Below are 14,606 nucleotides of genomic sequence, written 5' to 3' on the forward strand. Positions count from 1 at the left end.
TCCGCCGACCACCCGTGAGCGCATCGAGACGAGGAGACACCATGACCTCCGTTGCCGGATCGGCCACCCGTGCGGCGCTGCTGGACGGTGCGCCGTTGCCCGCGGCCGCCGTGGCCGCGACGCTCCCCGGAGTACTGGCCGCGGCGGCGCGGTCCCACCCGGCTGTCCTGCACATCTACTCACCCGACGGCCCACCCCGTGTCCTCGGATACGCGGACCTGTTGCGGGAGGCCGAACGGGTGTGCGGCGGTCTGCAGCGGCGCCCGAGACCCCGGGGTGCCCGGGTCCTGCTCGCGGCCAGGGAACCAGCTGAGTTTCTGGTGGGCTTCTGGGGAGCTGTCCTGGCTGGGCACGTCGTGATACCGGCCCCAGCCCCGGACCCGGACGCACCGGACGGGGCGCTGACCGCCGCGCTGGCCACGGCACAGGCCACCGACGCGGACCTGGTTCTCACCGATGTCGCCGCGTCGGACCTCGGCGCGCTCCCCGCCGTGGCGGCCATCGACGACCTGCGTTCCGCGCCGGCGGGCCAGGTCGTGACCCCAGCGCCGGATGATCTGGTGCTCGGGCTGCTGACCAGCGGCAGCACCAGTCGGCCGAAGATCGTCGGACAGACCCACCGGACTGTCCTCGCGAACGCGGCCGCGGCGGTCGCCCACAACGGCTTCAGCGCGTCCGAGGTCTCGCTGAACTGGCTCCCGCTCGACCACGTGGGCGGCCTCGTGATGTTCCACATCCGGGATGTGTGGCTGGGGTGCGCACAGGTTCAGGTACCCACCGAGACCGTGCTGCGCGACCCGCTGGTCTGGCTCGACCTCATCGAGCGGCACCGGGCGACGGTCACCTGGGCGCCCAACTTCGCCTACCAGCTGGTGACTCAACGCGTCCGTGAGGACCCGGAACGCAAGTGGGATCTGTCCAGCCTGACGTTCCTGCTCAACGGTGGGGAGGCCGTCGTCGCGGGCCAGTGCGCGGATTTCCTGGGCGCACTCGCCCCGTTCGGTATGTCCCCATCGGTGATGCATCCCGCGTGGGGCATGTCCGAGACCTGCTCCGGTGTTGTCTACTCGGACCAGTTCACGCTGGGCGCCATTGATCATGATGCTCCCCATGTCGCGGTCGGCTACCCCGTCCCCGGGTGCTCCGTCCGGGTGGTCGTCGACGGCAAGGTAGTGGGCCCGGGCGTCCCCGGCGCGCTCGAGGTGCGCGGCCCGATGGTCACTGGCGGCTATCTTGACGACGAGGCCGCCACCGCCGACGCCGTCACGCCGGACGGATGGCTACGCACCGGGGACCGGGCACTCATCGACGCGGCCGGCCTGACCGTTCTGGGCCGAGATAAGGACGTCATCGTCATCGGCGGCCGCAACATCGCCGCGGCGGAGGTCGAGGCGATCGTGGACGCGGTCCCCGGAGTCGACCCGACCTTCAGCGTCGCGGTCGCCTCCCGCTCCCCGGGCGCCACGACCGATGAGCTGGTCGTCGTCTTCGTGCCGTCGGGTACCCGGCCGTTGCCCGAGGTCATCGATCAGGTGCGGCGAGCTGTACTGCGTGCGGCGCACATCAAGCCGGCCTCGATTCATGCCGCGACCCGGGACGACGTGCCCAAGACCGGGATCGGCAAGCCGAAGCGGGCCCTGGTGCGCGAGCGGATCCTCGGCACCGGAACTGGCACCGGAACTGGCACCGGAACTGGCACCGGCACGGCCACCGGCACCGGCACGGCCACCGGCACCGGCACGGCCACCGGCACCGGCACTGGTACCGAGGCCGCAGCGGCGACCGTGCCGGCGCCGGCCGTGTCCCCGGCGCCCATCGTGACCGTGACGTTGCGACCCCTCGACACCCCGCCGCCCGCGCCCGCCGAGCAGCGTGTGCTGCTCGGCGCCGGCGTCGGCGCGGGCTCAGCGGCCGACGACCTGGTGGCGGCCCTGCGCGCCCAGGGCGACGATGTGACGATGCTGTCGCTGGGCACATCCGGCGGCGGTGTGGCGGCGGCGCTTGAGCACACGCCGGGCGCGCACCTGGTCTACCTCGTCGCCTCGGCACCGGCGCCGGGCCGAGACCGCGACGACGAGAACGAGGCGACGCTTGCGTTGATCGCTGCGCACTGCGCGGCGTTCGCAGACCTGGCGCGCGTAGTGGCGCGCGGCCGCCTGCTGTCCCGGCCATCGCGGCTGACCCTGGTCACGACGGGGAGCGGATGGCCCGCGGACGCGGTGTCCGGGGCCGTCGCGGCGTTCGTGCGCTGCGCGGTGAGGGAGCTGTCCTGGCTACCGTCCCGGATCGTCCACGAGGGAAGTGCAGCGCCGGTGGACACGGCGGCGGAGCTGCGCTGGAGGGAGGAACCGGAGGTCGAGCTCGATCGGTCGGCACGGCGGGCCGTCACGGCCGCGCCGGCGGCGGCCACGCAGGGAGCGGGCCGTTCCGCCTTGCGCCGGGGCGGCCTGTACCTGGTGACGGGCGGGCTCGGCGGCGTGGGCACGGAGGTCTGCGGCTACCTGCTGCGCGCGTTCGACGCGCGCCTGCTGGTGATCGGTTCCACCGATGTGGACCTCGACGGCTCCGGGCCGTATGCGGAGCGCCTCGCAGGGCTGCGCGCGCTCGGGGACGTCGCCTACCTGCCGGCGGACGTGGCCGACCCGCTAGCCCTGCTCGCCGCGGTCAGCGACTTCGAGAAGCGTCACGCGGCGACGCTCGACGGTGTCTTTCACCTCGCGGGTGAACTGGTGCGCGGGCCGGCCGGCGAGCTCACCGACGCCGGGCTGCGCGACGCGCTGCACGCCAAGGGGCGAGGAGCGCTCGTGCTGGCGGCGGTGCTCAGCGAGCGCCCGGACGCGATCGAGGTGCAGTTCACCTCGGTGCACAGCCTGGTCGGCGCCGCCGGGCTCGCGGCCTACGCGGCGGCCAGCCGGATCCAGGAGGCGGTGGCGGCGCGACGTCGGGCGCGCGGCGGGGCCTCCTGGTCCATCGCCTGGAGCCGGTGGTCTGGGCCGGGTATGAGCTTCGGCGTCGAGGGCGGCGCTGCGGCGGCCGCGGCCGGGCTGCTCACGATTGCCCCACCGGACGGCATTCGCGCGCTCGACGCCGTACTGAGGGCGCGACCCGGCAGCTACGCCGTCGGCCTGGACAGCACCAGCCCGTTGCTGGCGCACCTGGCGGCGGGCGACGCCGACGGGCGCCCGGGCGAGGCCGTCCGAAAGCCGGCCGCCACCCGCGGCCAGGCGGGAGACGCGCGGGTACCGGGGGCGGATGACATCCGGCGTGTCCGCGCCGCACTGGCCCAGGTCTGGCGGGAGCTGCTGGTGGTGGAGTCGGTGACCGGTTCGGATGACTTCTTCGCCCTGGGCGGGCACTCGCTGATCGTGCCGCGGCTGCGCGCGCGTACCAGCGAGCTGCTCGGCGTCGACATCCCGGACGTTCTCGTGTTCGAGCACCCGACGCTGGACGACCTTGCCCGGGCAGTCGCGGCCCGCGACCTTCCCGTGGAACCCGGCCTCGGTCGGGACGTGTCGGTCGGCCCTGACCTGCTCGCCCGGCGGCGGGCCGCACGCGCGGAGGGGCGTGATGGGTGAGTTCGACGTCGCGGTCACGGGCATGAGCGGGCGGTTCCCCGGGGCCCCGGACCTGGAGACGTTCTGGCGCAACCTGGTCGGCGGTGTCTGTTCGATCGTCCGGCATGACCGGGCGACGCTGCTGCGGCACGGCGTGCCGGCCCGCCTCGTCGAGGATCCCGAGTTCGTCCCAGCCGACGGGTTCCTCGATGACGCCGACGCCTTCGACGCCGCGTTCTTCGGTGTCAGCGACCGCGAGGCGGCGCTCACCGATCCGCAGCACCGCCTGTTTCTCGAGTGCGTCTGGGCTGCGCTGGAGGACGCGGGCATCCCGCCGCGCTCGCCGGAAGCGGTGGTCGGCTGCTTCGCTGCCGCCGGGATGAGCCTGTACGCGGGGGCGCGGATGTCGTCCTACCTGACCGAGGCGGTGCTCGGCGACCACGATCTCGTGAACAACAGCGCCGTGCCGCTGATCTCGGTCGCCAACCGGGGCGACTACCTGGCCAGCCGGGTCGCCTACCAGCTGGGCCTGCGCGGTCCGGCGGTCAACGTGCAGACCGCGTGCTCAAGCGCGCTGGTCGCGGTGCACCTGGCAATACAGAGCCTGCTCGCCGGCGACTGCGACGTCGCGGTCGCGGGAGCCGCCGCCGTCCACGTTCCGCTTGCCACGGGTTATCTCCGTCAGCCAGGCGGCATGCTCTCGCCCACCGGCCGATGCCTGCCGTTCGACGCGCGGGCGGACGGGACCGTCGGAGGCAACGGTGTCGGGGCAGTGGTGCTCAAGCGCCTCGCCGACGCCGTCGCCGGCCGTGACCCGATCCGGGCCGTCATCACCGGGTCGGCGGTGAACAACGACGGCGCGCAGAAGGCCAGCTTCACCGCGCCCGGGCTACGCGGCCAGCGCGAGGTCATCGCCGCGGCCCACGCCTTGGCAGGTGGGAGCCCCGCGGACATCGGCTTCGTGGAGACTCACGGCACGGGGACCCGCCTGGGTGATCCGCTGGAAATCAGAGCCCTCCGCCGGGTCCTGGACGCCGGGGCCGGAGGGACACCCTGCGCGCTCGGCGCGGTCAAGGCCAACATCGGCCACCTCGACACCGCCGCCGGCATCGCCGCGCTGATCAGGACGGTCCTCGTCGTGGAACGCGGGATTGTCCCGCCGGTCGCCAACCACCGCGACCTGAACCCGGAGATCGACCTGGCCAAGAGCAGGCTTTTTGTACCCGTCACCGGCGGCCCGTGGCCCGGGGAGGCGGGCCGGCTCCGGCGGGCGGCGGTGAGCGCCTTCGGCGCGGGCGGCACCAACGCCCACCTTGTCGTCGAACAGGCCCCGGCCGCCCAGGCAAGGGGACCCGAGCCCGGCGGGCCACACCTGATCGCGGTGTCAGCCCGAGGCGGTGCGGCGTTACGCGCCGCCTCGCAGCGGCTGGCCGCGTGGCTGCGGGAGAATCCGGATGCCGCGCTGGCCGACGTCTCCCTGACGACCCTGGCCGGACGCACACCGCTGGAAGCGGCGATCACCATCGCGGCCGGTGACGCGGCACAGGCGGCACGGCGCCTCGACGAAGCCGCCGAGCAGGCTGGCCCGGCGGCCCCGACGATCGGGGCCAGGGCTGCCCGGCCGCCTGCCGCGGTCCTGGTGTTCCCCGGCCAGGGCATCGACATCTGGTCGGGACTGTCCCGGTGGCTGGCCGTCGACTCGGGCTTCCGCGCCCGATTTCTCGATCTCGCCAACCAGGCCTGCCCGTCGCTGGGCGCCGACCTCGTCGCCCTCGCGGGGTCGCCGGCGGACCCGCGGCGGGTCCGCGCGGCCTTCGTCCAGCCCGCCATCGTGGCGTCGTCGACGGCGCTGGCGCAGGTTCTGGTCGCCGCCGGGCTGCGGCCGGCGCTGGTCATCGGCCACAGCCTCGGTGAACTCGCAGCCGCCGCGATCGCCGGTGTGTTCGAGCCGGCCGATGCAGTGGCGCTGGCGGCGCGGCGCGGCGCGCTGATGGACGAGCGCTGCGCCGGCGGCGGGATGCTCGCGGCGACCACAAGCGTGGAGGAAGCGGAGGAAGCCATCCTGGCGGCCGGCGCCGCTGCGGTGTCGGTCGCCGTGGTCAACGGTGACCGGGCGGTCGTGCTGTCCGGTCCGAGCGACGAGATCAAGGCGGTGCGGGCGGCGTTGCGGGACCGCGGTGCGCGCAGCACAACCCTCCCCACCACCCACGCCTTCCACAGCGCGCTGATGGATCCCGTCGTCGACGACTTCATCGCGGCCGTCGCGGCGGTCGGCCCTCGCCACCCGACGATACCGATGGTGTCCACCCTGACGGCGCACGGCGGGGACGATCCGGTCGAGCCCGGCTACTGGGGCAGGCAGCTGCGCGCGCCGGTGCGGTTTGCCGAGGCGCTGCGCTCCGATGAGACTCCCGGCGACGCGTTGATCGTCGATCTGTCGCCCGGCGGCATCCTTACGGAGATCATCACGGCCGATCGCCCGGTGATGTCCGCGCGGGCCGTCCGGCTGACCCGGGCCGATGACGTTGCGCCCAGCCTGCGGCTCATGGCCGCGCTGGCCCAGCACGGAACCCGGCTCGCCTGGTCGGCGACGGCGCTGGGAGCTCATGCGCGGCGGGTCGCGCTGCCGACCTACCCGTTCGCGCGGCGCCGTCACTGGCCCCGTGCGGCGGACTCCCGTGCGGCGGACCAGCCGTCGAGCCCCCTGCCGGGAGGCTCGGCCCGGCTGACGACTCTCGTATGGACCCCCACGGGCCAGGCTGCCTCGTCCGGACCGCGGCGGCCGGTGCTGCTCGCCCCTGTGGGGGCCGAAGACGTGGTGCGGGCGCTGCGCGAGCGTCTGCCCGACTGCCAGGTCATCCCAGTCTGGGACCAGGTGCTCGACGCGGACCGCTCGGGTGCCGTGGCCGCGCTTGCCGCCGCCACGCGCGACGCGGACGGCATCGTCGATCTCACCGCCCTCGGCGTGGCGAGCCGAAACGATCCCGGGGAGCGGATCGTGGGATGGCGCACGCTGCACTCGGCGGCCCTCGTCGCCGCCGCACTCGCCAATCGCTCCGGTGCGCTGCCCGCCGCCTGCACCGTGACCCGCGCCGGGGTGGGTGCCCCTGGTATGGGGGTTCCTCGCCCGGACCAGGCCGCCGTCTGGGGTTTGGTCCGGGCGGCGCGGGCGGAGACGCCCAGCGGCTGGAGACTCGTCGACGCCGGGCCTGAGGTGTCCCCGGAGAGCATGGCCGTGGCGATCTCCCAGGGTGGTCCCGACGAGGTTGCGCTGCGCGGAGGCCTGCGCCTGGTGCCGGTCCTGGCCGCACCGCCGGGCGTGGCGGAGCCGCATCCGCTGGCCGGTCCGTTCGACACCGTGCTGATCGCGGGCGGGACCGGCGGCCTCGGCCCGCACCTGGCGGCGTGGTGCGCCGCCCGTGGCGCGCGGCGCGTCGTCCTCGCCGCGCGCCGGGCGCCGCGTAGTGCGGACCTGGCCCGGTGCGCTGAGCTCATCCCCGGTGGTCGCGTGGTGTTCGAGGCGGTCGACGTCACCGTCGCCGCCGACGTCGACCGGCTCGCCGACCGCCTCGCGGACGCCCCGCTCTCACTCGTGATCGCGGCGGCGGGGGTGCTGCGGGACGCCACCGCACCGCGGATCACCGACGAGGACCTGGCCGCTGTGGTGGCGCCGAAGGTCCGGGGTACCCGGCTGCTCGCGGACCTCGCGGTCGCTCGAGGCTGCCCATTGCTGGCCGTCTCCTCCCTCGCCGCGCTGATCGGATCGCCGGGGCAGGCCGCCTACGCCGCCGCGAACGCCGCGCTCGAGGCGCTGACGGCGCGCACCGGGATGGCCGGAGGCGTCGTTTCCACGGTGGCCTGGGGACCGTGGGCGGGCATTGGCATGAGTCAAGGACTCGACACCCGATCCGGACCGCGTCCCCTGCCGCCGGCGGACTGGCTCGACGTCCTCACACGCCTGCCAACCGACGGAACGACGGCCCACGTGCTGCCCGATCCGGTCGTCAGCGGTGGTGAGCCGATCAGGACGTGGACACCATCCCTCCTGGCCGCCCAGACCTGGTCCCGACTGCGCGTGGCATCCGTCGAGACCGGCGACGCACAGGAGTGGACGGCGGTTCTCGCCGCTGGGGACACCGAGCAGTTCGTGCGGCGCGTCGTCGCCGACCTGCTGCGCCAGCCGATCACGTCCGTCCCCGCGCGAGCGCCGCTCGCTGATCTCGGCCTGGACTCGCTGACCGGTCTCCAGCTGCGCCGTGAGCTTCAGGAGCGAACCGGCGTCGAGCTGCCCGCGACTCTGATCTACGACGCCCCCACTTGCGAGGCTCTGGCCCGCAGGTTGAGCGCCGCGCCCGGTCCGCAAGCGCCCGGCGTCGGGCCGCAGACCGCGCTGATCGCGGAACTGCGACGCGAGATCGAGCTCTCCCGCGCCGCCCTGTGAACGACCGACACGACGAACGACCGACAACGAAAAAGGAAGGAGGGATCGATGGCCGTTACCCATAGGGCCGACGAGGACCTGCGCGCGTTCGCCCAAAACGGTTTTATCGGACCGTTCGATCTGTATACGCCCGAGCAGGCAGCCCAGATCCTGCGCCGCGTCCGCGTCGCCAACCGGGACCGTTCTCGGATCCTGTTCGACAACTCGGTCAACTACGACCGGCACTTCGACATCCCGGAGCTCGCCGAGCATATCGGTCACCCCACGATCGTTTCGAAGGTCGCGAAGATCCTCGGACCCGACCTGCTCCACTGGCGGACCGAGTTCTTCCCCAAGTTCCCCGGCACTCCCGGTACCGAGTGGCACCAGGTGCGCAACTACCAGTACGCGACTGGCCAGCCGATGCTGGAGCACAGCGTCCCCGGCCTCGACGACCTGCCGCTCGACATCACGGTCTGGACCACCTTCACCCCGGCTACCAAAGAGAATGGATGCATGAAGTTCCTGCCCGGTTCTCACCGCAGGCGCTATTACGACGAGAGCAAATCAGGCACCATCGGTCGCACCGGTGAGTACCGATCGGTGGAGGCGATGGAGAACGATGGGTCGTTCTTCGGCTACGACTTCCGCGAGTTCCGGGTCGACCCGGACTGGACGCCGCCGGAGCGGGACGCGGTGGCCTTGGAAATGGACGCCGGCCAGTGCGTGATCTTCACGGCGCAATGCGTGCACGCGTCCTACCCCAACACGACCCGGCGCTCCACCCGCTTCGCGATCGCCACCCGGTACGTGCCGACGGAGGTGCGCGTCTACCCGGGCTGGACGACCTTCGAAGCGCACGGCGGGAGCTTCGACCTGGCCGATTACGGCTGTGTCCTGGTGTCCGGCGAAGACGCTTACGGGCACAACCGCATTCGGACCCACGACAACCACGGCAGGCCGTTCCCGCGCCACGCCCTGACGGGCTCGGACGAGCGGCGATGACGGCCGCGCGCTATGAGCGCCTCAAGGGCGGTGTGGGCCTGCAACGCCTGCGGCCCATGCGCCCCGGGGAGTGTCCGGTGCTGTGCTTTCCGCACGGCGGTGGGTCGGCGCACACGTTCGCCCCGCTGGGGGACTGGACTCCTGACGGGTATGCCGCCATCGCCGTCGACCCGCCGGGCCGGCCGCGGACGGGTGGGGCGCCCCTGGCGCACCTCGCGGACCTCGTCGACCTGTACGCGAGGCGAATCCCGGCGGATCTCCTCGGCGGCGTCCTGCTTGGCCACAGCGTCGGCGGCTATGTCGCGGCCGCGCTTGCCGCGCGCCTCGCCGTGCAGGGAAGACCGGCCCGCGCGGTGGTGGTGGCCGCGGCGGTACCTGCCCACTTCCTCGACCCGGGGCGGCCGCTGTCACGCATGAGCGATGAGGAGCGGTTGCGCTGGTGCCGCTCGCTGGGCACGCTGCCCGGCTCGGAGGACGACGGCCGCGTCTTGTTCGAGCTTTTCGCCGATGCCATCCGCGCCGACTGCGCGGTTTACGAGTCTGCCCGGGATGTCGCGATGGGGCATGACGAACCCATGCTCGTCCTGGGCGGCGACGAGGACCCCGTCTGCCCTGCCGCGCAGATCGCGGGCTGGCGCGACACCCACCCGCGCGCGGTGGTGACCATGATCCCAGCCGGGCACATGATCCCGCGGAGCGCGCCGCGCCGCTTCACCGCCGAGGTCGCAGCCTTCTTGGCCGGCCTGGCGCCGGTGGCGCCCATGAGCCAGCACCGCGTCCCGCGGTCGTCGCTGCGCCCGGCCTCGGGCACGCGTCGTCGAATGCTCTCGTCCCAGCGCGTGGCAAGCCCGTACCGCTGGGAGGACATGTGGCTGCGCAGCCGCGACGGGCAACGCCGCCTGCTGCCCGTACTCGCCCCGCGCGGTGATGGCACGCCCGCCCGGCTGGCGGACGTCCTGGCGATCCCCGAGCTTCTCGGCACGGCGCTGGCCGAGCACGGGGCGATCCTCGCCCGGGGCTGGCAGGTCGTGGAACCCGGACATCTCCAATCGATCGTCGAGCTTCACGGCGGCGGCCTCAGCTATGCCGGCGGCGACTCCCCACGAACCCGGCTCGGCCCCGGCGTGTACACCTCTACCGACCTGCCAGCCGACAGCGAGATCACGCCCCACAACGAGCTTTCCTATGCCGCGAACCCGCCCGAACGGATCTTCTTCGCGTGCGTCCGGCCGGCCGGGGCAGGAGGCGCGACGCTGCTGGCCGACGGCCGCCGCACCGTGGCGCACCTGGCGCCCAGCTTCGTGCGCAGGCTGCGCGAGCACGGCGTCCGCTATATCCGTGTCCTGCCTGACCGTCTGGGGGCCGGTCGGTCTTGGCAGGCCACCTTCGAGACCACGGACCGCGATCGGGTGGCGGAGATCGTCGCCAGTACGGGGGCCGAGGCGACCTGGCTGCCAGATGGCGCCCTGCGGATAGTCGAGCACCGTCCCGCCCTGGTGCCCGACTACCGCACGGGCGAACAGACGTGGTTTAACCAGGCGGAGCAGTGGCACCCGTCCGCGCTGCCAGCGGACGTGCGCACCGCCCTGCTCGACGAGTTCGGCCCGTCCGGGCTCCCGCACGACGCCACCTACGGTGACGGCGAGCCGTTCATGGACGATGACCTGCGGGCGGTCCGGGTCGCGCTGGCCTACACAGCGGTCGGACACGGCTGGCGACGCGGCGATGTGCTTGTCCTGGACAACCTCACCACTCTGCACGGCAGGGCGGCCTACCGTGGCGAGCGGGCGGTTCTGGTCGCGATGACCGGCTCCCTGCCCGCCGTCCACGCGCCGACGTGACCACCGCGGCAGGACCGTACCCGCCGGCCTGGCTGGCGCCCCCCACCGAGGTCGCGCCCCTGGCTGCTGACCTCGCCCCACTGGTGTTCCGTGTTGAAGGCGACCTGCGGGCACCGCTGCTGCGCGAACGCCTTGTTATCCTGGCCCGTCGGCACGAGGCGCTGCGGCTGAGCTACCCGGATCTCCGCGGGGCGGCGCCCGAGCAGGTGGCGGACGCGGTCTTCGCCGCGTGGGTGACCCTCGACGGGGACGTCTTGGACTTCGCCCGCGCGATGGCCCGGGCGGGCTATCGGAAGCCGGGCACGCCGCTGTGGCGGGTCCGTCACCTTCAGGCAACCCGAGATGGCGCTGGCCCGCCTACCGACCATCTGCTGGTCGGGCTTGACCGGGCGATCGGCGACGCCTGGTCCCTGCACGTGGTCGCGGAAGAGCTGGCCGCCCTGTACGGGGAGGGGCGCGGGGGCCCAGCCCCGGCGCTCGCACCCACGCCCGCCCGCGTCAGTGCTGTGACCAGGTACCGCGCGGCGCGGGCCACTCGCCCGGACGCGCGGGAAGAACGCGAGTACTGGCGCCGGGAGACCAGTCTGATGACCTTCGGTCGCGACCCGCGGGTCACCCGCCTCGACTCGCCGGCCGCCGACGTCGCACGCGTCGACCTGTCCGCCGCCGTGGCTCGGGGCATCGCCGAATCCGCCGCCGCCTGCCGGGCCACGGTCTTCGCCGTGGTCTTCGCCGCGGTGCACCTCGTGACCCGGAACTGGCTCGACATCCCGGCACCGGTTCTTCTGGTGGAGGTCGCCGACCGTGACGACCCGGCGTACGACCGCGCGGTCGCCGCCGTTGCTGAACCTCGCCCACTGCGGGTGTGGTCGTCTCCCGCGGACAGCGGCACCGATCTGATCGAGCGCGTACGCGATGCACTGCTCGATGTGCTCGATGCCGCCCTCGTACCGCTGGCGATCGACGACACCCCGACAAAGTCGTTCACCGACCAGCCGGATCGCCTGACTGTTCTGGTCGAGCTTGACACGACAAACGCAATGACGGCCCGTCCCGGCGCCGCGCTGTGCCTGCGCGACGACGCTGAGGCGCTCACGTCGGGGCGGCCGCGAGCGGACCTGCACGTGATCACCAGGCAGGAAGACGGACAACCCGCCGTGTACCTGGCACGGAACCCGCTTGCGCTCTCCGGGCTCGCGGCCGGGCGGTTCGCCACCGAACTGGCAGCCGCGCTGGCTGACCTTGGCAACAGCGCCCAACTTCCGAACGAGCGATGACGCGCGCCAGGCGGAACCCGGGACCAGGCACCGAGGCTCGGTCAGACGCGCGGCACACCGCGCTTCCCAGACCGCCGCGGCTCGACGCTCCGCACGCCGTCGCGGGTCCGCTTCTGGGCCTGTCCTGGATCCAGCAGGAAATGCTCGACGCCTTCCGCGCCGTCGGTGACCCCGCGCTGTTCGTCACGCAGATCGTACTGCCGGGCGCCGACCGCATCGACATCGATCGCTTGCGTGCGTCCTGGCGGCGCACCGGGGCCGGGTTCGCGGCGCTGCGAACGTCCCTCGCCTGGGCACCGGACCTCGGTTTCGTGCGCGTCGTCGCGGCTGAGGCGGAGCCCCTGGGGGTCTACACCCCGGCCGCGTTCGAAGCCGGCGCTCCAGGTCCTCCCACGGGGCCGAGCCTGGAGGAGGTGATGCTCCCGTGGCTGGACCGCCAGGCACCGCTGGCCGGACTGTTCAGCGGGCGGAGGCTTGCCCGGCTCGACGTGACTCGATACCCACCGCGCGGCACCGCACTGGTCCTCACGTTCAACCACCTGGCCCTCGACGGCTGCTCGGCGAGCACGGTGCTTACCCACCTGCTCGCCGACCTAGCCGACGGCGCGCGTACGCCCGAGCCGGACCTGCCCGACCACCTTGCCTGTTACGGGATCAGGTCCGCTGCCGCGGCCTGGCCCGGCACCGAGAACCTCGCCGACAGCGCGGATGCCGGTTTCTGGCGTGATCTGGTCGACAGCGGCGGCGAGCATCGAGGCGCGACACCGGCGCTGTCACGGCTCGACCTGCGGCTGTCCGAGCTTACGTCGCGGGCCCTCCTGCGGCTCGCACGGGACGCCCGCGTCACGGCCGCGACGGTGCTCCACGCTGCGTGCGCGATCGCAGCTAGCGCCGCGGCGTGCGGGCGACCGCCGCGCATGACCACGGCGGTTTTGCTGCGAGGCCTGGCCGATGGTGACGATCTGGTCGATTGTCTACAGGCCGAGATGCCCTTCGCGCTCGACCTGGGGCTCGGCACACCGGTGCAGCGGCTTCTCACCGATACCCAGGCTCTGCTGGCCGAGCTGCACTATCGTGCCCCCGGTTACGGGGCCTACCGGGAATGGATCGGTGCCGACCGACCTTCCGGGCTCTACCTGGCGGTGGGTAACTTCCCGGTGCCGGCACCACCCATGGCACAGTCGGCGGACGCGCCGTTCTCGGTGGAACGGCCCAGTGCACCCCTGTCGGTTTTCGCGGTGCCGGCCGTGCCGTTCCACCTCCAGCTCGTGCGTCGCCCGGCCTTGCCTGGCCTCGACGCGGCGGTGACCGCAGAGTGTCTGGAGCACGTCTGCGCCCGGCTGCCTCTGCCTACCAGCCGCGTGGTCGGTGACGTGCTCGCGAGCTGGCACATGGATCTCGACCCGACGCGCGGCGTGTGAGTGACTTCGATGTAATCGCCTCACGGCGTCTGTCGTCGCATAATCGGCCAGGGCGACGGCAGCCAGCCGCGATCGACCAGGCGGGGATGGGTGTCGTAGCCGAGGGCGATGCCGGTGGGGGAGCGCGGGAAGGTTGCCGCGTGGGCGGCGCTGAAGTGCTGGCGTTCGTCGATCTCTATGGCCTGCGGGTGTCGGGGTAGCGGACGATCATGTCGAGGCGTCGACGTTCGCGGGCCGGGCCGTTTCGGGTAGCTCCTGTTCGGTGAGCGTGCGGTAGATGGTGGTCAGTGTGTCCACACGGCGGCGACGTAGTGGCCACGGCCGGCACACCTCGGCGTTGATCTCGGCGTAGAGACTCTTCTCCGGTGCGGTCGTGAAGTGGGGCTGTGGCCGAGGTGCGCTCTCGCCGCTACTCAAGTGGCGACGCCTGAGGCTGTCTTGGGCGTGGTGGTATCGGCGCGTTCTGGGCGGGGAGTGTAAGAACAACGGCTCTGTTCCACATTCGGTGGTGACGGAGTGTGGTCTCTGCTGGGTCCGGATCTCAAAGGTCTGCGATCCGCTGACTGTAGGTCGACACGATGTGTCATGTGCGAAGCGGATCGTCTGATCAAGCTGGTGTTTTCAGGGCTGTCGCCGCTGGTCATCGAGAAGGTGTCGGACGAGGGTGGGCTGGTCCGGGTGCGGGCACGGACACCGGAGGTGGCGGTTACCTGTCCGGGCTGCGGGGTGCCCACGTCGCGGGTGCACAGCTACGCCGAGCGAACGGTGGCCGACGTGGCGATCGACGAGCGCCAGGTGCTTCTGGGGGTGCGGGTCCGCCGGTTGGTGTGTCCCACGCGCGGGTGCCGGCAGACGTTCCGTGAGCAACTACCCGGGGTCCTGGAACGCTACCAGCGGCGCACACCGAGGCTGGCCGCCCAGATCGGCGTGGTCGTACGGGAGTTAGCCGGCCGCGGCAGTGTGCGCGTGCTGTCCACGCTGACGGTGTGCCTGTCGGTGCAGACCGCGCTGCGCTGTCTGCTCCGTCTGCCGCTCCCGCCGGTCACGGTGCCGCGGGTGCTGGGCGTGGATGACTTCGCGCTGCGCCG

General features: G+C 72.6%; 8 protein-coding genes. 7 read left to right on the forward strand and 1 reads right to left on the reverse strand.

The window, feature by feature from the left end; genetic code table 11:
- Positions 1 to 41 precede the first annotated feature (41 nt).
- The 6 genes from MJ777_RS15090 to MJ777_RS15115 are packed head-to-tail and all read left to right on the forward strand — an operon-like array spanning position 42 to position 13,518.
- Positions 42 to 3,575 carry an AMP-binding protein gene (locus MJ777_RS15090; protein WP_239376931.1) on the forward strand — a complete coding sequence of 1,178 codons (3,534 nt, stop codon included), beginning with the start codon at positions 42 to 44 and terminating at the stop codon, positions 3,573 to 3,575.
- Positions 3,568 to 7,995 carry a type I polyketide synthase gene (locus MJ777_RS15095; protein WP_239376932.1) on the forward strand — a complete coding sequence of 1,476 codons (4,428 nt, stop codon included), beginning with the start codon at positions 3,568 to 3,570 and terminating at the stop codon, positions 7,993 to 7,995. The genes MJ777_RS15090 and MJ777_RS15095 overlap by 8 nt, the downstream gene beginning before the upstream one ends.
- A gap of 48 nt (positions 7,996 to 8,043) precedes the next feature.
- Positions 8,044 to 8,979, forward strand: a complete 936-nt coding sequence (locus tag MJ777_RS15100) for a chlorinating enzyme (RefSeq protein ID WP_239376933.1) — start codon at positions 8,044 to 8,046, stop codon at positions 8,977 to 8,979.
- On the forward strand, positions 8,976 to 10,820 hold the full coding sequence (locus MJ777_RS15105; RefSeq protein WP_239376934.1) for an alpha/beta fold hydrolase: 1,845 nt from the start codon (positions 8,976 to 8,978) through the stop codon (positions 10,818 to 10,820). The genes MJ777_RS15100 and MJ777_RS15105 overlap by 4 nt, the downstream gene beginning before the upstream one ends.
- Complete coding sequence (locus MJ777_RS15110; protein WP_239376935.1) at positions 10,817 to 12,097, forward strand: condensation domain-containing protein; 1,281 nt, start codon at positions 10,817 to 10,819, stop codon at positions 12,095 to 12,097. The genes MJ777_RS15105 and MJ777_RS15110 overlap by 4 nt, the downstream gene beginning before the upstream one ends.
- The gene (locus MJ777_RS15115) at positions 12,094 to 13,518 is read left to right on the forward strand and encodes a hypothetical protein (RefSeq protein ID WP_239376936.1); all 1,425 of its coding nucleotides are present in this window, start codon (positions 12,094 to 12,096) and stop codon (positions 13,516 to 13,518) included. The genes MJ777_RS15110 and MJ777_RS15115 overlap by 4 nt, the downstream gene beginning before the upstream one ends.
- Before the next feature lie 207 nt (positions 13,519 to 13,725).
- On the opposite strand, the gene MJ777_RS15120 is transcribed toward MJ777_RS15115, so the two are convergent.
- A complete protein-coding gene (locus MJ777_RS15120) occupies positions 13,726 to 13,935 on the reverse strand; it encodes a hypothetical protein (protein ID WP_239376937.1) in 210 nt (69 codons plus the stop codon).
- Positions 13,936 to 14,103: 168 nt separating this feature from the next.
- Here MJ777_RS15120 and MJ777_RS15125 point away from each other — a divergent pair.
- Positions 14,104 to 14,606 (forward strand): transposase family protein (locus tag MJ777_RS15125; protein WP_239376938.1); only part of this gene is annotated, 503 nt, incomplete at its 3' end.

The sequence above is a fragment of the Protofrankia sp. Cj5 genome, assembly GCF_917627405.1.
Taxonomy (GTDB): Bacteria; Actinomycetota; Actinomycetes; order Frankiales; family Frankiaceae; genus Protofrankia.